22 protein-coding genes and 1 pseudogene are annotated in these 20634 nt (G+C 63.1%); 10 read left to right on the top strand and 13 right to left on the bottom strand.

The window, feature by feature from the left end; all coding sequences use genetic code 11:
- Nucleotides 1-29 precede the first annotated feature (29 nt).
- Both QRN45_RS01140 and QRN45_RS01135 read right to left on the bottom strand, forming a co-directional pair.
- On the bottom strand, nt 30-1712 hold the full coding sequence (locus tag QRN45_RS01140) for a peptide ABC transporter substrate-binding protein (RefSeq protein WP_241710021.1): 1683 nt from the start codon (nt 1710-1712) through the stop codon (nt 30-32).
- A 436-nt stretch (nt 1713-2148) separates the two neighbouring features.
- Nucleotides 2149-3996, bottom strand: coding sequence for an ABC transporter ATP-binding protein (locus tag QRN45_RS01135; RefSeq protein WP_284762222.1), 1848 nt, complete (start codon nt 3994-3996; stop codon nt 2149-2151).
- A gap of 79 nt (nt 3997-4075) precedes the next feature.
- Between QRN45_RS01135 and QRN45_RS01130 the strand changes: the two genes are divergently transcribed.
- Nucleotides 4076-4702, top strand: a complete 627-nt coding sequence (locus QRN45_RS01130) for a PH domain-containing protein (protein ID WP_241710023.1) — start codon at nt 4076-4078, stop codon at nt 4700-4702.
- Between the two features lie 24 nt (nt 4703-4726).
- On the opposite strand, the gene QRN45_RS01125 is transcribed toward QRN45_RS01130, so the two are convergent.
- The 3 genes from QRN45_RS01125 to QRN45_RS01115 all read right to left on the bottom strand — a co-directional run bounded on the left by QRN45_RS01125 (nt 4727) and on the right by QRN45_RS01115 (nt 9314).
- Nucleotides 4727-5821, bottom strand: coding sequence for an ABC transporter permease (locus tag QRN45_RS01125; RefSeq protein WP_078108281.1), 1095 nt, complete (start codon nt 5819-5821; stop codon nt 4727-4729).
- A complete protein-coding gene (locus QRN45_RS01120) occupies nt 5818-7359 on the bottom strand; it encodes an ABC transporter permease (protein ID WP_241710024.1) in 1542 nt (513 codons plus the stop codon). The genes QRN45_RS01125 and QRN45_RS01120 overlap by 4 nt, the downstream gene beginning before the upstream one ends.
- A gap of 176 nt (nt 7360-7535) precedes the next feature.
- A complete protein-coding gene (locus tag QRN45_RS01115) occupies nt 7536-9314 on the bottom strand; it encodes an ABC transporter family substrate-binding protein (RefSeq protein ID WP_284762220.1) in 1779 nt (592 codons plus the stop codon).
- Nucleotides 9315-9682: 368 nt separating this feature from the next.
- Between QRN45_RS01115 and QRN45_RS01110 the strand changes: the two genes are divergently transcribed.
- Nucleotides 9683-9889, top strand: a complete 207-nt coding sequence (locus tag QRN45_RS01110) for a hypothetical protein (RefSeq protein ID WP_284762218.1) — start codon at nt 9683-9685, stop codon at nt 9887-9889.
- Between the two features lie 83 nt (nt 9890-9972).
- Here QRN45_RS01110 and QRN45_RS01105 read toward each other — a convergent pair whose 3' ends face one another.
- Together QRN45_RS01105 and QRN45_RS01100 are read right to left on the bottom strand one after the other, a co-directional pair.
- Nucleotides 9973-10338 carry a hypothetical protein gene (locus tag QRN45_RS01105; RefSeq protein ID WP_284762217.1) on the bottom strand — a complete coding sequence of 122 codons (366 nt, stop codon included), beginning with the start codon at nt 10336-10338 and terminating at the stop codon, nt 9973-9975.
- Nucleotides 10339-10546: 208 nt separating this feature from the next.
- The gene (locus tag QRN45_RS01100) at nt 10547-12160 is read right to left on the bottom strand and encodes a GNAT family N-acetyltransferase (RefSeq protein WP_284762216.1); all 1614 of its coding nucleotides are present in this window, start codon (nt 12158-12160) and stop codon (nt 10547-10549) included.
- A gap of 236 nt (nt 12161-12396) precedes the next feature.
- Here QRN45_RS01100 and QRN45_RS01095 point away from each other — a divergent pair, with 236 nt between their 5' ends.
- Nucleotides 12397-13176: an alpha/beta fold hydrolase gene (locus tag QRN45_RS01095; protein WP_284762215.1), complete on the top strand. Its 780-nt coding sequence runs from the start codon at nt 12397-12399 to the stop codon at nt 13174-13176.
- A 13-nt stretch (nt 13177-13189) separates the two neighbouring features.
- Here the strand turns inward: QRN45_RS01095 and QRN45_RS01090 are convergent, their stop codons facing one another.
- The 3 genes from QRN45_RS01090 to QRN45_RS01080 all read right to left on the bottom strand — a co-directional run bounded on the left by QRN45_RS01090 (nt 13190) and on the right by QRN45_RS01080 (nt 14384).
- Complete coding sequence (locus QRN45_RS01090) at nt 13190-13702, bottom strand: DUF1877 family protein (RefSeq protein WP_284762214.1); 513 nt, start codon at nt 13700-13702, stop codon at nt 13190-13192.
- Nucleotides 13703-13813: 111 nt separating this feature from the next.
- Nucleotides 13814-14116, bottom strand: coding sequence for a HigA family addiction module antitoxin (locus QRN45_RS01085; protein WP_241710030.1), 303 nt, complete (start codon nt 14114-14116; stop codon nt 13814-13816).
- Nucleotides 14103-14384, bottom strand: a complete 282-nt coding sequence (locus QRN45_RS01080; protein ID WP_234748389.1) for a type II toxin-antitoxin system RelE/ParE family toxin — start codon at nt 14382-14384, stop codon at nt 14103-14105. The genes QRN45_RS01085 and QRN45_RS01080 overlap by 14 nt, the downstream gene beginning before the upstream one ends.
- Nucleotides 14385-14562: 178 nt before the next feature.
- Between QRN45_RS01080 and QRN45_RS01075 the strand changes: the two genes are divergently transcribed.
- Nucleotides 14563-15255 (top strand): histidine phosphatase family protein, encoded by a 693-nt coding sequence (locus QRN45_RS01075; protein WP_284762213.1) that lies wholly within the window; start codon nt 14563-14565, stop codon nt 15253-15255.
- An 11-nt stretch (nt 15256-15266) separates the two neighbouring features.
- Here QRN45_RS01075 and QRN45_RS01070 read toward each other — a convergent pair whose 3' ends face one another.
- Nucleotides 15267-15440, bottom strand: a complete 174-nt coding sequence (locus QRN45_RS01070) for a hypothetical protein (protein WP_284762212.1) — start codon at nt 15438-15440, stop codon at nt 15267-15269.
- 184 nt (nt 15441-15624) lie between these two features.
- Nucleotides 15625-15732, bottom strand: a pseudogene (locus tag QRN45_RS20875) (hypothetical protein); the annotation flags it as partial.
- 171 nt (nt 15733-15903) lie between these two features.
- Here QRN45_RS20875 and QRN45_RS01060 point away from each other — a divergent pair.
- The 6 genes from QRN45_RS01060 (at nt 15904) to QRN45_RS01035 (ending at nt 20171) form a co-directional block, all read left to right on the top strand.
- Complete coding sequence (locus tag QRN45_RS01060) at nt 15904-16110, top strand: helix-turn-helix domain-containing protein (RefSeq protein WP_284762210.1); 207 nt, start codon at nt 15904-15906, stop codon at nt 16108-16110.
- The gene (locus QRN45_RS01055) at nt 16086-16874 is read left to right on the top strand and encodes an RNA-guided endonuclease InsQ/TnpB family protein (RefSeq protein ID WP_284762209.1); all 789 of its coding nucleotides are present in this window, start codon (nt 16086-16088) and stop codon (nt 16872-16874) included. The genes QRN45_RS01060 and QRN45_RS01055 overlap by 25 nt, the downstream gene beginning before the upstream one ends.
- A 97-nt stretch (nt 16875-16971) precedes the next feature.
- A complete protein-coding gene (locus tag QRN45_RS01050) occupies nt 16972-17526 on the top strand; it encodes a DUF3090 domain-containing protein (protein WP_284762208.1) in 555 nt (184 codons plus the stop codon).
- A complete protein-coding gene (locus tag QRN45_RS01045; protein ID WP_284762207.1) occupies nt 17526-18293 on the top strand; it encodes an SCO1664 family protein in 768 nt (255 codons plus the stop codon). Before QRN45_RS01050 ends, QRN45_RS01045 begins: the two co-directional genes overlap by 1 nt.
- Nucleotides 18294-18523: 230 nt before the next feature.
- Nucleotides 18524-19264, top strand: a complete 741-nt coding sequence (locus tag QRN45_RS01040) for a hypothetical protein (protein ID WP_284762206.1) — start codon at nt 18524-18526, stop codon at nt 19262-19264.
- Nucleotides 19265-19709: 445 nt separating this feature from the next.
- Entirely contained in the window at nt 19710-20171 is a 462-nt protein-coding gene (locus QRN45_RS01035; RefSeq protein WP_284762205.1) for a GNAT family N-acetyltransferase, read from the top strand.
- Between the two features lie 48 nt (nt 20172-20219).
- Here QRN45_RS01035 and QRN45_RS01030 read toward each other — a convergent pair whose 3' ends face one another.
- The gene (locus QRN45_RS01030) at nt 20220-20606 is read right to left on the bottom strand and encodes a nuclease-related domain-containing protein (RefSeq protein ID WP_284762367.1); all 387 of its coding nucleotides are present in this window, start codon (nt 20604-20606) and stop codon (nt 20220-20222) included.
- Nucleotides 20607-20634 lie beyond the last annotated feature (28 nt).

The raw sequence follows: 20634 nt of genomic DNA, 5'->3' as shown, positions 1-20634 counted from the left end.
CTAACGAGCTTGGAACAAGTCCAGAAGGACTATTTTGCGGTGATGTTGTAGTACAGCAGGACGCCGTTCCAGCCGGAGTCGACGTTGCTGACGTTCTGGCTCCATACGGCCTGGCGGGCCTGGTACCACAAGGGCAGGTTCGGAAGGTCCTTGAAGAGGATTTCCTGTGCCTGGGTGAACTTCTTGTTGGCGTCGTCCGTGGACTTGGATGCAAGGCCCTCGGTCAGCAGCTTGTCGAAGTCAGGGTTGCTGTAACCCTCGTAGTTGGCGCTGGCACCGGTCTTCAGCAGCGGGCCGAGGAAGTTGTACAGCGACGGGTAGTCTGCCTGCCAGCCTGCGCGGGTGAAGCCCGGGAGGGTCTTCGCCGTGCGGAGGTTCAGGATCTCTGCGAACTTCGCAAACGGCTGGCCTTCTGCCTGGATGCCGAGGTTGTTCTTCAGGTTGTTGGCAACAGCGTCAATCCATTCCTTGTTGCCACCATCGGTGTTGTACGCGAGCTGGAGAACCTTGCCGGCGGGCCACGGGCTCATGGCGTTTGCCTTCGACCAGAGGTCCTTGGCCTTCGCGGCGTCGAACTTCAGGACGTCGGAGCCGGCCACGTTGTCGTTGTAGCCGTCGATGGACGGCGACGTGAAGTCCTTCGCCGGGATGCGGGTGCCGTTGAAGACGACCTTGGTGATCTCATCGCGGTTGATCGCCATGGAGATGGCCTGGCGACGCAGCTGGCCGGCCGGTCCCTGGAACTCAGGCAGGTAGTTCGGGATGTTCAGGGTCGCGTTGCCTGCGTAAGCCTTGTTCAGGTTGTGGTCCGGGAAGTCCGTGGTGTAGGTCTTCAGGGCGTTCGTCGGCAGGACGTCGGTCACGTCAAGGTTGTTGGCCTGGACGTCCGTGTAAGCCGGAGCCGGGTCGGTGTAGAACTTGAAGGTCACGCCACCGTTCTTGGCCATACGGTTGCCCTGGTAGTCAGGGTTCTTGACGAGGGCAATCTGGCTGTCGTGCTGCCAGGCACCCTTCGCGGCCATCTTGTACGGGCCGTTGCCGATGGGGTTTTCGCCGAAGGCCTTCGGGTCCTTCAGGGCGTCAGCCGGAAGCGGCATGAAGGCGGAGTAGCCGAGGCGCTGCGGCCAGTCGGCTTCCGGCTGGGCCAGCTTGACCGTGATGGTCGAATCGTCCTTCAGCACGAGGCCGGACATCGTCTGGGCGGTCGGTGCGGGAGTCGACGTTGACTTGCCGTCCGCGCCCTTGGTCGTCTTTACGGCGCTGACTGCGTCGTAGCCTTCGATGGATTCGAAGAAGCTGCTGCTGGCCTGGGCGTTGGTGCTCAGGGCTGCGAAGTTCCAAGCGTCAACAAAGCTCTTGGCAGTAACTGCCTCGCCGTTGGTGAACTTGGCGCCCTTCTTGACCTTGATGGTGTAGTTCTGGCCGTCAGTCGTGTCAATGGACTCCGCGAGTGCGTTCACGGACTTGCCATTGGCGTCGTAGCTGGTCAGGCCTTCGAACAGGAGGTCGACAACGCGGCCACCGTACACCTCGTTGGTGTTGGACGGGAGCAGGGGGTGCTGGGGTTCATTGCTGTATGCGGTGATGATTTTGTTCGGATCGCCGGCAGCGGTTGCTGCACTGCTTCCGGCGCCGGCGCTGCCGCATCCGGTGAGGGCAAGTGCGGCGACTGCCAGCAAGCCAAGAGCTTTGGAAGTGCGCGAAAAACGCATTCCGCCTCCTAGGGATTCAGGGGGATGGGTCAGGGCAACTCATAGCTGCCCCCGGGGCCAGGCACAGAAATATCCTGTGACGCGGCCTACATGGATGTGTAATCCTAACCACAGCTTGTCCGAAATATGGAATCCCATTGGCGTGAAGAACGAAGTGTGCAGTTGACAGTTTTAGTAATGAAGCAGTCATTTCACGTAAATGAAGCAGTCATTTCACGCAATGAGCCCTGCGTTGCTAGACTCGACATGCCTGATCCCTGATTTTCCCCGGAATGTTGGGCTATTTATGGCACCCCAAAGGGGTACAACAGACACACCCGGCGCCTCAAACAAACACAAGAACACCCACGAAAAAGAGCCCCCGCCGCCTATGGCGACGGAGACTCTCTTGCGGTTGCGCCGGTCGGTTCGTGCCGCCGGGAACGCCTCCGGATTGCTACTCGATGCCCGCCGCCATGAGCTGCGCGCGCAGTTCCCGACGCTCGCGCTGCTTCTCGGGGTCCGGAAGCGGCACCGCGGCCAGCAGCCTCTGCGTGTAGGGCTCCTGCGGATTGCGGAGGATCTGTTCCCGGGTGCCTTGCTCCACGATCCGGCCTCGCTGCATCACGCAGATCCGGTCCGCGAGCACATCAACCACGGCGAGGTCGTGCGTGACGAACAAGCACGCGAACCCCAGCTCCCTCTGCAGGTTCTGGAAGAGTTCCAGGACCTTTGCCTGCACCGAAACGTCCAGCGCCGACGTCGGCTCATCCGCGACCATGAGCTTGGGCTGCAGCGACAGCGCCCGGGCAATGCCGACGCGCTGCTTCTGGCCGCCTGACAATTCATGCGGATACCGGTTGCGGTAGCCGCGCGGCAGTTCCACCTGGTCCAGAAGGGTCTCAATCCGTTTCTGCAGATTGACGCCCTTCGCCACCCCCGCTAGGAACATCGGCTCGCCGATGCTCTCACCGATGGGCAGCCGAGGGTTCAACGACGACGACGGATCCTGGAACACCATGCCGATGTCGCGCCGCACTTGGTGCAGTTGCTTTCCATTGCGCTTGGCGGCGGAAATGTCCTGCCCCACCACCCGCATGCTGCCTTCGGCTACGGGCAAGAGCCCGACGGCGGCGCGTCCAATGGTCGTTTTGCCCGAACCGGACTCCCCGACGAGACCCACCACCTGACCGGGGTAGATCACGAGATTGGCCCCCTCGACAGCACGGAACGCCGGAACCCTGCCCTGCTTGGGGTACTCGATGGCCACGTCGACCAGCTCAAGCACCGGTTCACCCTTGGGCCTGGACGCTTCTTCCGCCGCTGCCTTCAAAGCAGTCTGGTTCTCGCGCTCCCGGCGGACCAGCTCGTCGTGATCGACCGATTCCAGCTCGGCGTGGGTTGCCGCGGCCAATGCCGCGGTAACGTCGACGTCGGTGCTGTCCGCCCCCTGTCCCAGGTGGGGAACGGCGGCCAGAAGAGCCTGCGTGTATTCGTGCTGCGGGTTGCTGAAGATCTGTTGCGCAGTGCCGCTCTCCACGATGACGCCCTTGCGCATCACTGCGATCCGGTCGGCGAGGTCTGCCACCACGCCCATGTCGTGCGTGATCAGGACGATTGCGCTGTCCAGCTTGTTGCGCAGGTTGCGCATCAGATCCAGTATTTCGGCCTGGACCGTCACGTCCAACGCAGTAGTGGGTTCGTCTGCGATCAGGAGCTTGGGATCGCAGGACAATGACTGCGCGATCATGGCCCGTTGCCGCTGGCCGCCGGAGAGCTGGTGCGGATAGGACTTGAATGCCTTCTCCGGATCCGGAAGTTCCACCAGCTCGAGCATGCGCACGGCCCGCTGCCTTGCTTCATCCGGGGAGATCGAGTTGTGCAGCCGGAGCGTCTCGACGATCTGCGCACCCACGGTGTACACAGGGTTGAGCGCGGTCATGGGCTCCTGGAAGATCACGGCGACGTCCTTGCCCCGGACCTCGCGGATGTTGCCCGACTTTTCGCCGAGCAATTCCTTGCCCGAAAGCTTCACACTTCCCCGAACGCGGCTGTTGCTGGGCAGCAAGCCGAGCAGGGCCATGGAGCTGGCGCTCTTGCCGGAACCGGACTCACCGACGATGGCGAGGACCTCGCCGGCCCTGACCTCGTAGTTCAGTCCGATGGCCGCAGGAACCCATTTCTTGTCTACGCCGAAGTCGACGCTGAGATCGCGTACTTCCAGGACCATGGCCCCGCGCGTGCTCCTGTCCGACTCGGTTTCGAGCTGGGTAGCCTCCGGTTCGGGGCTGGCGTTGTCAGTCATGTTGGGTCTTCCCTTCCACCCGGGCCACCCTCCAAGGGGTGATTAGTGAAGTAGCCCGGAATCCTGAATTATTAGGGGCATGAGCAGAGAGCCGTATGCCGGAAATGTCGAAATCTTCAAGGCCCGCACCAGCAAGTTGTTTGCTTGGATCTGCTGGGCCGTTGCGGTTTTCGGAGTGGTGGTCACGCTTGTGGCAGGCGGGCCGCGGGCCCTTCCGGGAGCCGCTCCCCTGCTCTTCGTAGCGTTCCTTGGCTGGTTGCTCTTCTGGCGCCCGGTGGTGGTGGTCCGGGATTCCGGCGTCGCGCTGGAGAATCCCTACCGGACCATCGATGTTCCTTGGGACGCACTGGTGCAAGTTGATACCCGCTACGCCCTCACGCTGGTGACGCCGCGCAAGAAGTACCCGGCGTGGGCTGCTCCCGCACCGGGAATCTGGGGCGGGCGCAATGCCCGCCCCGAACACCTCAAAGGACTCCCGGGCACCACGTACGGCCCCGGCAGCTCGGTTCGCCCCGGGGACCTCAAGAACACCGATTCCGGTGCCGCTGCAGTCCTCGTCCGCACCCGCTGGCAGGACCTCGTGGAGGCCGGCCGCGTGGAACCCGGCCGGGCCGAGGACGCCCTGGTGACGGTCGCCGTCGGATGGTTCCGGATAGCGGCCACGGTGGTCCTGGCCGCGGCCAGTTACTGGGCGGTCTTCCTGTAGGAGGTTTTCCCGGACAGGTCGCACTCAGCTGCCTTTCGAGGCATCGGCAACCGGCGCCGTCGTGCTGGAGTGGCTTGTGGTTTCGACGGCGCTCTTCGCTTTGAACTTCTTCTGCCGCGGATCGAAGGCGTCCCGCAGGCCGTCACCGATGAAGTTGATGCTCAGGCAGATGAGGATGATGAACAGGCCGGGGAACCAGAACAGCCACGGCCGTGTGGCGAAGGCTTCCTGGTTCTGGGCAACCAACAGGCCCAGCGAAGTGTCGGGAGCCTTCACCCCGAGGCCCAGGTAGCTGAGGGCGGTCTCCAGCAGGATCGCCGCGGACATCGTCAGGGTCACGTTAACGATCAACACACCGACGGCGTTGGGGAGGATGTGCTTGAAGATGATCCTTGCGTTCGACGCTCCGGAGATCCTGGCTGCGTCCACGAACTCCCGCTCGCGCAGGGTCAGGAACTCTCCGCGGACCAGGCGGGCGAGGCCCACCCAGAGGACGAAGCCGAGGAAGACGCCGAGAATGACGACGCCGTTGTTGGAAGCAAAGCTTGCAATCCAGCTGCCTTCATCCCTGCGGTTGGCAATCTGGCCAACCACGGCCGCGAGGAGCAACACCGGGATGATGATGATGACGTCGGTGAGGCGCATCAGGATGGCTTCCACCCAGCCGCGGAAATAGCCGGCAAGGCCACCGACGATTGCGCCGACCGCCCCCGCGATGGCACCAATCAGGACCATGACGGTGATGGACTGCTGGGCGCCGCGCATGGTCATGGCAAACAGGTCGCGGCCAATCCGGTCCTGGCCGAACGGGTGCTCGCCCCAAGCCAGGGGCCACAACGACGACGTAGGGACGCCATCATTGACGAGGGGCGAAACATCCGTGTGGTTGTACTTCCACCACCCGGGTATGCCGAAGGCACCCACGGAAGTGAAGGCGAGCAGGAAGATCGCGGCGAACACTGCGAGCCCGATCAGGGCTCCGGTGTGGCCAAAGAACCGTTTGCGGACAATCTGGCCTTGGCTGAGGCCTCCGGTTGCTTCGCTGCCGGCCTCGGCGCCTGCGGCTTCGGCAAGCGCCTGTTGTGCCAGGATTTCTTCCTCTTGGGTTGGCTGGCTCATGCTTTGATCCTTACGCGTGGGTCGAGAGCGGAGTACGCGAGGTCCGCTACGAGGTTGAAGACCATTGCGGTGATGGCAACGCACAGGAAGACACCCATAACCGGGTTCACGTCCGAGCGTTGCAGTCCGTCAATGAACAGGAAGCCCATGCCACGGACGGAAAACACCGATTCCGTGATGACTGCGCCACCGATCAACGCGCCGATATCGAAGGCTACGATCGTTGCGATCGGTATCAGGGCGTTCCTGAATGCGTGGCCCATGATCACGGACCGTTCGCTCAGGCCCTTGGCCCGCGCCGTCCGGATGTAGTCCATGTTCATGATTTCCAGCATCGACGAGCGCGTGAATCGCGTGTAGCTGGCCAGGGACACCAGGATGAGGGCGATGGTTGGCAACACGAGGTGGGTCAGCGTGTCGGTGGACATGATCCAGAAGTCACCCTGAATGTTCGGGGTTCCTGCACCGATGGTGGCGATGGGGCGTCCGCGAACCCTGCTGTTGTTGAAGTACGACGGCCACGCTTGCATGAAGCGGTCCATCACAACGAGCGCTCCCACCAGGAAAGCGGTGATCGCGGCGGCACGCATTGACTGCCCGCGGTCGTAGCCGCCCATGAAGTACCCGACCGCCAGTCCAACAAGGATGGTGGCGATGGCAAGCAGGAAAATCATGAGCCCGGTCGCATCGTTGAGCAACGGTTGGACCGCGAAGTAGGCGATCACGCCGATGCCCACCACGATCAGGCTTGACTGGAGGGCCTTGCGGTTCTTGAGTCCTGAAACCAGGACGGTGACTCCGAAGGCAATTCCCACTCCAAGAATGGCAATGACGACAGGGCCCAAACCGGGATTGCGGAACCACTGCGTGAGGGAGAAATAGAAAAGGATGAGGGAGACGGCCACAAAGACCGACCCGCCGACGATGAGCCGGCGTTTGGCCGCGCCGCCGACAACCACGGCGCCGATAACGCCAAGGACGGCACCGATCCCCAAAGCGACGGTCGGCGGTATTTCCGGATTTCGAAGGAAGTCGTTGAAGCCGATGGCGCCGAATTCCTTCAGCAGGACGGCAACCCAGAAGATCGGCAGCGAGAAGAAAAGGAACGCCATGAACGTCACGCCGTAGTCCAGCGCGCTGTACTGGCGGAGTGCTGTGACGATGCCGAGGGAAATGCCGATCAGGATGGCCAGGATCGTAGCGCCCGTGACGAGCGTGAGCGTTTGAACCAGGGCAAAGCCGAGAGCTTCGGTAATGGGCTGCCCGGCGATGTTCTTGCCGAGGTTGCAGGCGTTTCCGAACGGCACAATGCATTGGGCCGCACCGCCGAGCCACTTGAAGTAGCGCAATGGCGGTGGCGTGTTGAGGTCAAGCAGATCGATGCGGGCATCCATCAGCGCTTGCCGGTTCGGCGCGCTGCTGGCCCGGAACTCGGCCAGGGGATCTCCGGACGACGCTGTCAGGAGATACACCAGGAACGATGCCCCGAGAAGAATGAACGCGGCGGTAATCAACCGCCGGACTATATAGGTCAACATGGTGAGGAACCTCGAAATCCAGGCCCGGGTTCGCCGGCGCCCATCGCAGAATCGTGCCCGTTCCCTGGATGAGGTTGTGGGAAGCAGACAATATGCCGGTGCACCAACCAAGGCGCCGGGACCATGATACGTCGGTCCCGGCGCCTTGGCAGGTAATTTAGCTCAGCGAGCAAGGTTTACTTCTGAGCCCACTCCCAGAAGTTCCACCAAACGCCCGTCTGGTTCGGCATGAGCTTCACGCCGGTGATGCGGTCGCTGTAGGCGTCCACGTTCACTGACTGGAAGAGCGGAAGACCATAGGAGCTGTCCCAGATCTTCTTGTCGATCTGCTTCTGGAGGTCATCCTGCTTGCTGCGGTCCGTAGTGACCACGAGCTGCTCCATCAGCTTGTCCGCGTCGGTGTTGCTGAACTGGTTGAAGTTGTTTCCACCGTCGGTCTTGAAGATCTGCGGAACACCGGACACGCCGACACCCGGGTTGATCCAACCGAAGATGGTGGCGTCATAGCCGCCCTTGCCCAAGGCCTTGCCCCAGTCAGAGGCGCCCAGGCCGCCGTCGACGATCTTGAAGCCGGCCTTGGTGGCGGATTCGCGGATCAGCGAGAAGGCGTCAACACGGTTCGGGTTGTCCTTGTTGTACATGATGCGGATTTCCGGAGTAGCACCGTTCAGGAGCTTCTTGGCACCATCAATGTCCACGTCCTGGAAGGCCGAGGAGCCGTTGTTCTTGGCGGAATCAGCGTACGCAGCCTGCTGGGGTACGAAGATCTGGGAATCCAGCGGCTTCGCGTTCGGGTCAAGCTTGCCGATGATCTTGTTGACGATGTCCTTGCGGGGCACGGTCTTCATGAAGGCGGTACGCACATTCTGGTCGGCCAGCGGGCCCGAGAAGTTCAGGTCCAGGTGGTCGAAGGCCAACTGGTTGCCCTGGTCGACGGTAACGCCCTGGCTGGAGAGTGCCTTCAACTGGTCGAGAGTGTCAGCGGAAGCCTGCGGGGCAATGATGTCCGCCTCGCCGTTCTTGAGGGCTTGGACCTGGGCCGGTGCCGAACCGATGTACCGGACGGTGATTTCGTCAAGGTTCGGAGTCGGCCCCCAGTTGTAGTCCTTGTTCCGGACCATGGTGAGGGACTGGTCCTGGTTCATGCTCTTCACGATGTAAGGGCCGTTGGAGAGGAACAGGGTCGGGTCCGCGGGAAGCGTCTTCGTATCGAAGCCGGTGTTCCACATGTCCGACATTGCCTTCAGCTTCGGGTCCGTCGGAAGTGGCGCCTTGGGGTTTCCGCGCGGCTTGCTCTTGAAGAAGTCAATCAGGGCCTGGGTGTCCTTCAGGCCAGCCTTCTGGGCAAGGACGTGTGCAGGAACGTCAATGCCGGGACCACCCAGCACGATCTCCCAGTCGGCGAACGGCTTGGAGTACTTGAGCGTGAGGGTCTTGTTGTTGTTGCTGATCTCCGGGAAGTCCGTCAGGCTCAAGCCGGTGTTGTCACCGGCGTAAGAGAAGTAGGACGTACCCGTCTTGGCCTTGGTGTCGGCGTCGTCGTAGTAACCGGAGAAGGCTGCCCACTGCAAGAGGAGGTCAGCTGCGGAAACCGGAGTGCCGTCAGACCACTTCACGCCATCGTTAATGGTGTACTTGACGGTCAGCGGGTTGTCCGAGACCTTCTCCATCGTGCCGAACTTGTCGTTGTGAACGACGTTCAGCTTGTTGTCGATGTAGTAGAAGCCCGAGTGCGTTGCGTAGCTGATCTTGGAGTTGATATCAGTGTTGCCATCGGCTGTGTTGGGGTTGAACGTGTTGAAAGCGTTGACCTCGACCACAGTGGCCGTGCCACCCGTCTTGGCAGCTGCTCCGGTGGATGGGGTATTGCCACCGGAATTGCCGGCACAGGCGCTCAGTGCCATCACGGCGATTGCCGCAATACCCACTGCTTTGGAAGTACGTCCGAAACGCATTCCGCCTCCTATTTTTTTGAGTGGAAAAAGCCGGCGCTGTTGACTCCGGCAGACTGCCACAACCCCCTCAGCAGGCTTGTGGCTCGTCTCACATGAGCAGTAGCCTAGCGCCCGGAACGGATGTTTGGGTCGAAAGTTTCCCGCCGGTAAAGTTTGTTATCGAGATGCAATCATTCAAGGACGTCCAAGTGGTTTCTTGATCCAAGGCAACATGACATAGGCCCCGATTCAAGGCGATTCGGGGCTTATGTCAGTTAATTCTCCATCACTGAACCCTTCGGGGCAGGAACTCCGGCGTGGGTCCGCATGGGCCGCTGGCAGGGTGGAGGGGGTATCCAGGCCTCGCCCCGGGGGCTACGTTGAGGTGCATGGGCGAGAAATTCACTTATGAGGGCGGTCCCCGCGACAAGGAACGCAGCGAGGGCGAGGTATCGGATTTCCCGGAGATTCACCCAGGCGGAGAGTACCAATGGTCCGGATTGGCGCACGGCCAACCGCTTGGCGATGAACCTGCCGGAGTGTCCGACGACGGCGAGCGCGCCACCGTCGTCTGGTTCCCAAAAACAGCCGGTTAGTCTCGCTTTCCCCCGTATGCAGGCCTAGTCTTTTCTCAATTCACTGGCCTATTTGGGGGAATCATGGTCTCAACCCGTTCCATTCAGCGTGCCGTCATCGGCGCAATCGTCGGCTTGGCGCTGGCCGCGTGCGGCGCACCGGCGTCGGAAGTGCGCCACTTGCCAAGCGAATCAGCGGTGGCCACGGTTACGGCGTCGCCAAGCGAAAGCGTCAATGCGGCATTTTCTTCGTCGTCGCCTTCTCCTGAGGCCCCCACGACGGCGGCCGCTGCTCCGCCGTCGGCGACGCCGGTCGCCGTCGTACCAGCGCCCGCCGCACCAGCGCCCGCCGCACCAGCCCCGGCTGCACCGGCACCCGCAGTACCGGCGCCGGCGCCTGCTGTACCAGCCGCACCGGCGGCGCCCGCAGACCCTGGTCCCGCTGCCCAGCCGCCCGCAGCGCCGAACACGGTCCAAGGGATAATCCCCGGAGCCTTTTGCCCTAATGCCGACGTCGGCATGCAAGGGATTGCGGCAAATGGCCGGAGCTACGTCTGCGGCGGCAAGGGCGCCGACAAGAACGGGCACTACCACTGGAACGTGTAAAACGGCTGCCGTCGGTCGCAGGGCTGGAACCGCAGTCACGCCGAACCCACCAACGACGCGCAGGCGAGGTGCCTATATACGCCGTTTCAGCCCGACGTGTGCCGTCCGATACCCGAGCCGGGTGTAGAAGGCTCGGGCCCGTTCCCGTGCTTCGTCGGTGGTCACTTGTGCTAGTTGCGCCCCACGCGCACGGCCAAAATTGTGGGCCCACTCAAGCATCGCGGCACCCAAGCCCTGTGAACGTTCCGCGGCAGCAACTCGAAGTCCTTCGATCTGTAGTCGGGAAGAACCACCCCGGGAAAGTCCTGGAATGACGGTCAATTGCATCGTGGCAACAATGCAATCGGAATCATTGCGGACAACCCCCAGATAGTTGGAGCTGTCGCGAACAACCAGGTTGTAGGCCGCCTCGTATCGCTCGAGCTCGGCGCACTCCCGATCCGGACCGAACTGATCATCCGACAGCAGCGCGGCGATGGCTTTAACATCATCGCGTCTCGCCCGTTCCAGCCTGAAGGTCCGACCAGCCACGCGCAGAAGTCCTCGAACCGAGGACCGCGCATCTGACTGCAAGCGAGCGACCAGAAGATCAAGCCATCCGCCGACGCTGATCCGGGCCTCAACGGTGTCAGGATAGCGGCACCTCAAATGCAACCCGGTGTCGTCCAGGATGAACCACAGCATGACGCCGTCCGTGTCGATTGTCGCGCTCACGTACTGGGCGTCGAGTCCGACGGAATCGATTCGCACAGGCAGCCTGCGCAGGTCCAGCCAGGAGATCGCGAACATCCCGGGAGCTACCGGCATGCCGCCCCATGGAGCCAGGACGTCCGCGAGGGGCCATGCGCCAAGCTGTACGGCCTCTTTGACCGCGGCCGCCGCGGCGAGCGGCTCGGCGACCGCAGACTCAAGTACCGAATTAGTGATGAACCATCCGACTGAGTCATGCCATTTGTCGTCGAAGCGGCTGTGCACGGGAAATACGGCTCGCAGCGGGGTTCCCGCCAACTCTCGGGTCACCGCGGTCATCGCGACAACGGCGAGTGCAAGCGTCGAGACACCGTCGTTGCGGGCTTGCGCCGCGAATGCCGCACCGTCGTCGAGATCGAAGACATCGCGAACTTCCACGCGCTCGCGCTGAGGATCGGGCGCACCCAGGGGCAGTGGGAATTGCGGCATTGCGCCGCCGCTGTCCCCGATGATTTGTTCCCACCGGTGGCGCACGTGGTCCGGCGCCGGTTTCCGGTCCAGCAGCGCCTGGGTGTGTTCAACAAACGCCGGCGCTGGCTCGGGCAACAGTTCACGGCCGTCGCTCCCGGCGTCGAGGGCTGACAGCAGGTCGCGCGCGATCACCAGCATCGACCACATGTCCACATGTGCGTGGTCGGCCGCGATCACAACGGTGATTCCAGCGGCAGTCTCCAAGACGCACAGCCGGTGTGAGGGGCGTTGGTATGGGGAGCAGGCCGCATCGAGGATGTCCCGCACCGCCTCATTGACGGCCTGGCCGGGAGATACCTCATGCTCCACCCAGGTTCCCGGACCAATTTCAATTTCGTGAAGCTCCGGATCACCGTCCGCACCGGGCACGAATGCCGTTCGCAGAGTTCCGTGACGGCCGACGACGGCCAGCCAGGCATCGGCAATTGCCTCACGACCAGTTGGTGCAGGCAGCCGAAAAGACATTGCCATCCAGGAGCCGCGCCGGTCGCCGGCCCCGAGATGGAGCCGCTGGTCAAAGGACACCGAAGACGACCGCGGAGCGCAGACACGCTGACGTCATAGCCCCAAAGTCGTCCGAACGGTAGGCGCAGGTGCGTGACGTTGGTCAGGCGCATGGCAGTATCGTATCGCCCCAGATAGCCTGAATGCTCAACGCGGCCGCTCCAAGTGCCGCGGCCAGTGACGAAACGAGGAGCTTGATGCCCACTTTCGAGGTTCCCGGCGCCGAGCTTGCGGTTGCTTTGAGCGACGAAGGTGGGCATCCGATTGTCCAACTGCATGGCCTCACCTCAAGCCGCGCGCACGATCGGGTTCTCAACCTCGACCTCGGCCGAGGGCTCAGTGGAACCCGGCTGCTGCGGTACGACGCACGCGGCCATGGCCGGTCGACAGGGCGGAAGGTCCCCGAGGACTATCAGTGGCAAAACCTCGCCGACGACCTCCTGCGGCTGCTCGATCACTGGTTCCCCGGCGAACGTGTCCACGGAGTCGGTCCCTCCATGGGTACCGGCACACTCCTGCACGCCGCTTCCCGCGAGCCGGACCGCTTTACCGGGCTCACTCTCATGGTGCCGCCCACTGCGTGGGAAACCCGAGCTGCGCAGGCTGCAAACTACCGGGTTGCCGCGGCGCTTATCGAGTCTGTTGGTGTCGAGGCATTCCTCGCCACCACCCGCGGAACAACACCACCGCCGGCCACGATTGGTGCGCCGGAGACCGTGCCCGACGTCCCCGATGCCCTCTTGCCGTCGGTATTTCGGGGCGCGGCACTCAGCGATCTGCCTGCTCCTGAGGCCGTCGCGCGAATCGATATCCCGACGACGATCCTGGCGTGGGTTGATGATCCGGGCCACCCGCTGTCACCCGCGGAATCCCTTGCCGCGCTGCTTCCCCAAGCAACACTGACGGTCGCCCGCACCCCGGACGATGTCGAAACCTGGCCCAATATCCTGAGCCGAGATATTGAACGTTGGGGCTGAGACAGGATGATCGTTACCCGATCAGGTAGACCATGCCGCGCCCCTCGTCGGCGAGATTGGCGGCGAAGACCCGAGCGAGTCGAAGATAGCCAACGGCATACTCGACGTCCAGGTCCCGATCGACACGTGGCGAATCCGGCAACCGCAGCCTCACCTCCGCATCAGAGATATCGTCCAAGTCCTGAGCAATCGTCAAAACCTCGGACGGAGTCAAGGCCCTTACCCACGGGTCCCAACCGTCGCCATGCATGGTCACGATCCCTTCAAACATACGAAAAGCGGGTCGCGCCGCCATGGCCTCCCCCATTGGGGCCGTGAGAACCTGTAGATGCCGCCACGCCTTGTCCAGATAGAGCATGTCGCGCTCAGATATCAATTGCTCGAAGGTGGTACCACTGGTCCCGATACCAGGGTCAAGGCCCCAAGCATCAGCAAGCGGATCGACCGACACGAAGGTCATCGGGTCGGAAAGCACCCGTTCAGTGAGGTCGCCGTCGAATGCATATGCGTAATATCTGATTCCCATTCACCAAGTATTGCCAAAGAGCAAGCCGCGCAGGACGGTTGAGTTGCGCTATGTGGATAATTCGCGAGATGCACTGTACCGGCATGTCGATGACCAGCCGCACCGATTTGTTCACGCGATCTTGAGAGGCGTGATGGCCGCGATCTGCCCAGCCGCACGATCTTCGGCAACGTCGAGATCGTAATGCGTCTGCAGGTTGAGCCAGAACTGAGCCGACGTTCCAAAATACTTGCCGAGACGTAGTGCCGTGTCGGCTGTGATCGCACGCTTGCCGTGCACTATCTCATTGATTCGGCGCGGCGGCACATGGATCGCCACGGCGAGCTTGTTCTGCGTGATGCCGAAACCCACAATGAAATCCTCCATGAGAACTTCACCTGGGTGAATCGGCGCAAGATAGTCAATGGTAGTCAACGATCTCCACCTCCTCTGGTCCAGCGTCTGTCCACCTGAAGCAGATCCGCCACTGGTCGTTGATCCTGATGCTGTATTGACCGGCCCGGTCACCTTTCAGTGCTTCGAGCCGGTTCCCCGGCGGAACGCGGAGATCCTCGATCGACTCCGCGGACCCCACCTGGCGAAGCTTGCGGAGGGCGGACCGAAGGATCCGTGAATCCATCGAAGCCACATGCTCACGACGCCACAGTCGTTCGGTGTCTTTGCTCCCGAACGACCTGATCATGACATCAGGATATAACGCACGGCGTTAATAACGCTAGACGTTAAATCGGGCCCTCACCACGCGTTCCGTCACAGGAAAGCAGGCGTCCGGCCGGCGAAGTCACCCCGGTATACACCGCGCCGGATGGACGGCGTAACTATCGGCGCCACCGCAGCGAGCGGACGGATAGGCTGGGTGGATGGCGACAGTTATTCTCGTGCGGCACGGCCGCACTACAGCCAATGCCACTGGCCTGCTAGCCGGACGGGCCGTCGGCGTCGGCCTGGACGACATCGGGCGCGACCAGGCGGCTCTGACGGGAACCCGTCTCGCGGCCGTGCCCTTGGTCGCGGTGGTGTCGAGCCCGCTGGAGCGTTGCCAGCAGACCGCCCAGCTCATCCTCGATCACCAGGCTGGCACGCCTTACGCGCCGGTCGATCCCGATCTCACCGAGTGCGATTACGGCCAGTGGCAGGGCCGCACGCTCAGTGATCTCGCGACCGAGGATCTGTGGCCGGTTGTGCAGTCCCAACCGTCCGCCGTCGTCTTCCCCGGAGGTGAATCCATGGCCGCGATGCAGGCTCGGTCGGTGGCCGCGATTCGACGCCACGATGCAGCCTTCGAAGCCGAGCACGGGCCTGGAGCCGTGTGGGCGGCAGTGAGTCACGGTGACATCATCAAGTCAATCCTCGCCGACGCGCTTGGCATGCACCTCGACCTGTTCCAGCGTATTACCGTGGGACCCGGCTCCGTATCAATCGTGCGCTACGGCGGTAGCCGGCCGAGCGTCTACGCGACCAATACCGACGCGGGTGACCTGTCGTGGCTGTCAAACGGCGTCCACTCTGGCGATGCGCCGGTGGGCGGCGGTGCAGGGCAAAAGGCGCCATAAGCCTCATCCGCCTAAAGTCTGTCGAACAATCGGCCTTTGTCGAGGCGTTTGAGGGTGAGGCGGAGCTGGCCGAGGACGAGGAAGCCTTCGTGGGCGGTGGGTGTGGTCTTGTATTGGCGTACGAGGCGGCGGTGGCGGTTGAGGACAACGAATCCGGTCCTGGGTTTGGGGCCTGAAACGATCACGGTCTTTGATCCCTGGCGCTGCGGCGGAGTCCGTAGCGGCTTGGCCGGTGTAGCCCTTGTCCAGCCACACGAGCTCAAAGGTGGGGCAGGCCTTCTTGGCCTTGCGGATCAGGGCGGGGAACCTGGTCAGGCGCAGGAAATGCCGGTGCGTTGAGCTCCAGGTCACCGGGAAGTCGTCCGGCAGGGCCCGCCAGGGGCGGCCTGTGGCCAGGGCGTAGAGCATCGCGTCGAGGTATCCCCGCCACCGCTGCGCCGGGCATGGCCTGCCCGGGCCGGTCCTGTCGGGGGCCAGGGGGTGGTCGGTCCTTGCCCATGCGGTGTCCGGGACGTCGCCAGGGATAGGGCTTGCGCAGCGGAGCAGGGTACGCGGTCATGGCGGTCATGACGGTCATGGCGGTCATGGCGGTCATGGCGGTCATGGACGGATGATGCCGGGGTGCTCCGACAGGATTGTCGGAGCACCGTGGCAGGATCGGAGGCGATGGGCAGGCATACGACGTTCCGGTACCGGCTCGACCCCACGGTCGAGCAGTCCGTCGTGCTCGCCCGTCACGCGGGAGCGGCCAGGTTCGCGTTCAACCAGTGCCTGCGCCTGCACCTGGACGCCCGCAGGGAACCTGCCAAGCCCAGCGGTGCGGAGGAAAGGTGCCGTGGAGCGGGTTCGACCTGATCAACGCTTTCAACGCCTGGAAGCGCTCCGACGCGGCCGGGCGGGTGTTCGCCGTCGACGGCGCAGGGGCTGTCGAATCAGTGGTCACCGGGCTCTCCTGGCGGACCCGGGTGTGTCAGCAGGTCTTCGAAGAAGCTGCCCTGCCCGGAATCGGGACGCTGCGGGTCCATGACGACACAAGGCCGCTGCGCCGGATCCTGGCCAAGAACCGCCGGCTGTCCAAGGCGGTTTCCCGGAAGAAGAAGGGATCCAAGAACAGGGCCAAGGCCGTAACCCGGCTCGCCCGCCACCACGAGCACATCCGCAACCGCAGGCAGCACTTCCGCCACCAGGCATCGAACGAGCTGGCCAAGACCCACGCCCGGCTCGCCATCGAAGACCTGGACGTCACAGGGATGCTCGCCAACCACCACCTCGCCGCCGCGATCGCCGACGCCACCTGGGCCGAGCTCGCAAGACAGCTCGCCTACAAACAGTCATGGCGGAACGGCGAACTGGCCCTGGTGGACCGATGGTTTCCCTCCTCGAAGACCTGTTCCCAATGCGGCCACGCCCGTCCCGGGCTCGGCCTCGGGGAACGGGCCTACGAATGCGGGAACTGCGGGCTCGCCATCGACCGGGACCTCAACGCCGCGGCCAATCTCGCCGCCTGGGCCCAGAAGCACCACGCCCAGGCCCCGGACCCCGAAGCACGGGCCGGGACACCAACGCCCGCCGACACGAAGGCTCTGGCCCCCGCACCAGCGAGGACGAAACCATCGTGAACGACGCGGGAACCCGCGACCAGGCACCAGTCTGATCAACGGACACCCGAGAACGGTGCTGCCGAACCAATTGTTCGACAGGCTTTAGAATACTGACATGCCTACACGTGTTCACGAGTTTGCCTGGCCTGATCGGGTCGTCGTCGGAACCATTGGCCTTCCAGGGGCGCGCACGTTCTACCTGCAGGTACGGGCAGGGACGCAGGTCGTAAGTATTGCCTTGGAGAAGCAGCAATCGGCTCTGCTCGCGGAGAAGATCGACGAAATTCTCGACCAGCTCATCACCGTGGAGGGCAACCCCTTCAGCGTTCCCACGAGTACTCCCATCGAACTTGTCGACAATGATCAGCTCGACGCCGTTCAGGAGCAGTTTCGCACCGGCGTCATGAGCCTAGGCTGGGACCCAACCACGGCCCAGGTGGTACTAGAGGCCTACCCCATCACCGATGTCGATGCTGATGAAAGCGACCCGTCGCTTGATGAGGACGGCGCTGACGAGACCGAAATGCTCCTGGTGCGCATGCCGGTCGGCACCGCGCGCGCGTTCGCCAAACGCACCCGTGAGATCGTGGCCGCCGGGCGTCCGACGTGCCCGCTCTGCGGTTACCCGATAGACCCCGACGGGCACGTCTGTACCCTCCCCGAGGTCTGATGCCAGCGCCGGACCTAGTGACCGCCGAGCTGACGCTCACCGGCCGCATCACGACGGCTTCAAACGCCACGTTTCTGGGCAGCATAGGCGACGTGGCGGTTGTCTATAAGCCAATAGCCGGCGAAACCCCGCTGTGGGACTTTCCCCATCGCACCCTAGCTCTCCGGGAAGTGGCCGCCTACCTGGTCTCGCAGGCTTTCGGCTGGGACATCGTGCCGCGCACCTGGCTGCGCGATGGTCCGATGGGCGAAGGAATGGTGCAGCTCTGGCAGGACCAAGACCCCGCGCAAAACGCCGTGGACCTGGTCGAAACGGACCATGTGCCGGAGACGGGCTGGAAACCCGTCCTCGAGGGACAAGATGCGAACGGACGGATGGTCACCCTCGTTCACGAAGATTCACCAGCGCTCAGACGCATGGCGGTGTTCGACGTCGTCGTCAACAACGCCGACCGCAAAGGCGACCACATTCTTGCCATGACGGACGGACACCGGCACGGCGTCGACCATGGGCTCACCTTTCACCGAGACCACAAACTGCGCACGGTGCTGTGGGGATGGTTGGGAGACCCTCTGACAGCCGAGGAACTGGACGGCATCGATCGTGTCAGCAAAGGACTGCGCGGTGGGCTGGGTCGAAGCCTGGCGGACTTGCTCAGCGCCGAAGAAATCGCATCGCTCGCCGCCCGCTGCGCCCGGTTGCGCTTGGCAGGGCGGTTCCCGGCTCCGAGCGGTGAGATGTCCGCGGTGCCTTGGCCGCTGTTCTAAGGGATTTGGGCGACGCCGAAGGCGCCACGACACGCTTTCCCGCCCTGGCAGGCCGACGCTGCGGGCGTGTGTTGTCCAGGCGGAAAGAAACCCGGCCAGACTTGTTTGGTGAGTCGGCAGCCGCGGCACCACGTACCCAGCCTGCGCCCAGAGTGGACGAATAAGGTAGTGGGGCTTACATGTCTGCGCAATGAACCGGCAGACACGAACCGCATGTGGAAGGACACCGAATGGCAAAGCCCACAACGAAGTCACTGAAAACCCGTATCGGAATCGGAGCGGCCGCCGTAGTGGCCGCCGGCGCAATGGCCACCGTCGGCATCGGAGTAGCAGCAGCCTCGCCGTCCGCCCCGGCGCCGTCCGCAACCGCAAGCCCGTCGGCCGGAGCCAAAACCGGCACCCACGCAGGTGCAGGGAATCTCGGCGCGTTCCTGCGCCTCAATGCGAACAGCCCGCAGGCTGCCGGGGACCGCGCCGCGAAGGCCGCCACCGCGCTGGTGAACCACTCGAAGGTTTTCTCCAAGCTTCCAGCCGCCTTTCAGGCGGACCTGACGACCCTCAAGAACGCCGCCCCGGCTGACCGGGTGAAGGACGCCGTCAAAATCAAGACCACCGCCCTCTCCGGCGGATACGGCGCCGACATCCAGAAGCGCGCCGAGAACCTGCAGAAGACCGCCACCGGGACCGCAGGGCTGCGGCAGGAATTGCGCACCGCCCTGACTTCTGCCAACCCGGGCGCCGGCATGCAGAGGATTGCCGACCAACTCATCGGCCACCCGAAACTCTACGCGAAGCTCCCGGCCAACCTGCAGTCAGATCTGAAGACCCTCAAGGCCGCCGCCCCGGCTGACCTGGACACCCAGGCCAACAAGATCAAGGACACTGCGCTGAACGGCGGATACGGTGCCAAGATCCAGAAGGCAGTCCAGTCGCTCGAGAAGAAGGCCTCCGCCGCGGCACCCGCGGCCTAACGGGCCGCTCCATTTTCCGGTAAAGTGCCGCGCACCTGATCCTCCCGACAACCACAAAGGGTCCCCGCATCAGCGGGGACCCTTTGTGGCATGGCCGCATACATGCCGATGTTCCGGCAGTGTCCAATCCGCGGACCGAACCACAGCAAGTGAGTTACGGATCACTGCTTGGGCGCTAGACGTTGAAGCGGAACTCCACCACGTTCCGCCATGGAATAAGGTCTGAGCCCAGTTGTCATGGAATCACGGCCGAAACCATGAAGGCCCCCGATCTTCATTCCAGTCATGGGGAACATGGTTGCAGTAATCCCCTCGTCATCGCCCAAATCACCGCGCGGGTCCTACGTATATGGCTTAGGCCAGCAACGGCGCGGAACGAGTCGGCGGGGGATCGGCTAGCGGGCAAGACCGAGGGAGGACTCCCCGCGCCCAGTACGCTGTGCCCATGCAGATTCGTGAATCGACCCTGGACGACCTCGCACACGTGCATGCGGTCTGTGATGCCAGTGCCCGAGCACGCTGGACCAGTGAGATGATCGCTCCCAGGAGCGACCGAGTCGTGTTGGTGGCTGTCACGCAAGGCGAGGTCGTCGGCGTAGCTAAGACGCATCTCCACCCGCATCCCGATGGCGGCGCACCAGCGGGCCACTATCTCGGGGGCGTCGTAGTCGCGCCGGGGTTCCGCCGGCGAGGAGTCGGTTCTGCCCTCACCCGTGCGAGATTGGAATGGATCTGGTCTCGGGCCTCGACCGCTTACTACTTCACGAACGAACACAACACGGCATCCATCCGAATGCACGAGACTCTCGGCTTCGGCTTCCGGCCAGTCGTCCGATCCTCAAAGATTCGCGGAGTGACCGCGGACGACGGTCGGTCCGGGCTCATTCTCTTCGAGGCGTCCCGGTAAGCGATCCCTTAGGTGCTTCCGAACAGCTTCGAACATAGTCACCTGACGTCACGCCGGCTTGAACCGCGAGGCTACCGACTCACGCGTCCTCGCCACATCAACGTCGCCGGCTGTCTGCTCCATAAGCACTTTGGCCAACCGTTTCGGCCAAAGCACGTGAACGCCACGAGTCGAGAACGCGCCCCCGATCAGGGGCCAGACTGCTTCGATGAAGCACAGCACCCCGGTGACCGGAACATCCCCGACGAGGTCTCGCACGACGTCGACCTGTTTGAGCACCCCATCAACCAGTTTCGTGCAATCACGGCGGCCAACGAGGAGTTTCTCGACGCGTGGGCGAAGGATGCCGCCCTCGATCTTCAGCTCAGGCCGTCCCTTGTACCGCTTGGCATCAATCACCCAGATTCCACCGGGAGTGATGGCGACGTGGTCGATGTTGGCCTTCGAGCCGGGGATGCGCCGG

The organism is Arthrobacter sp. efr-133-R2A-63, from assembly GCF_030209795.1.
GTDB lineage: Bacteria > Actinomycetota > Actinomycetes > Actinomycetales > Micrococcaceae > Arthrobacter > Arthrobacter bambusae_A.
Note: the sequence above shows the minus strand (reverse complement) of the source record. Positions and strands in the feature narration are given on the sequence as shown.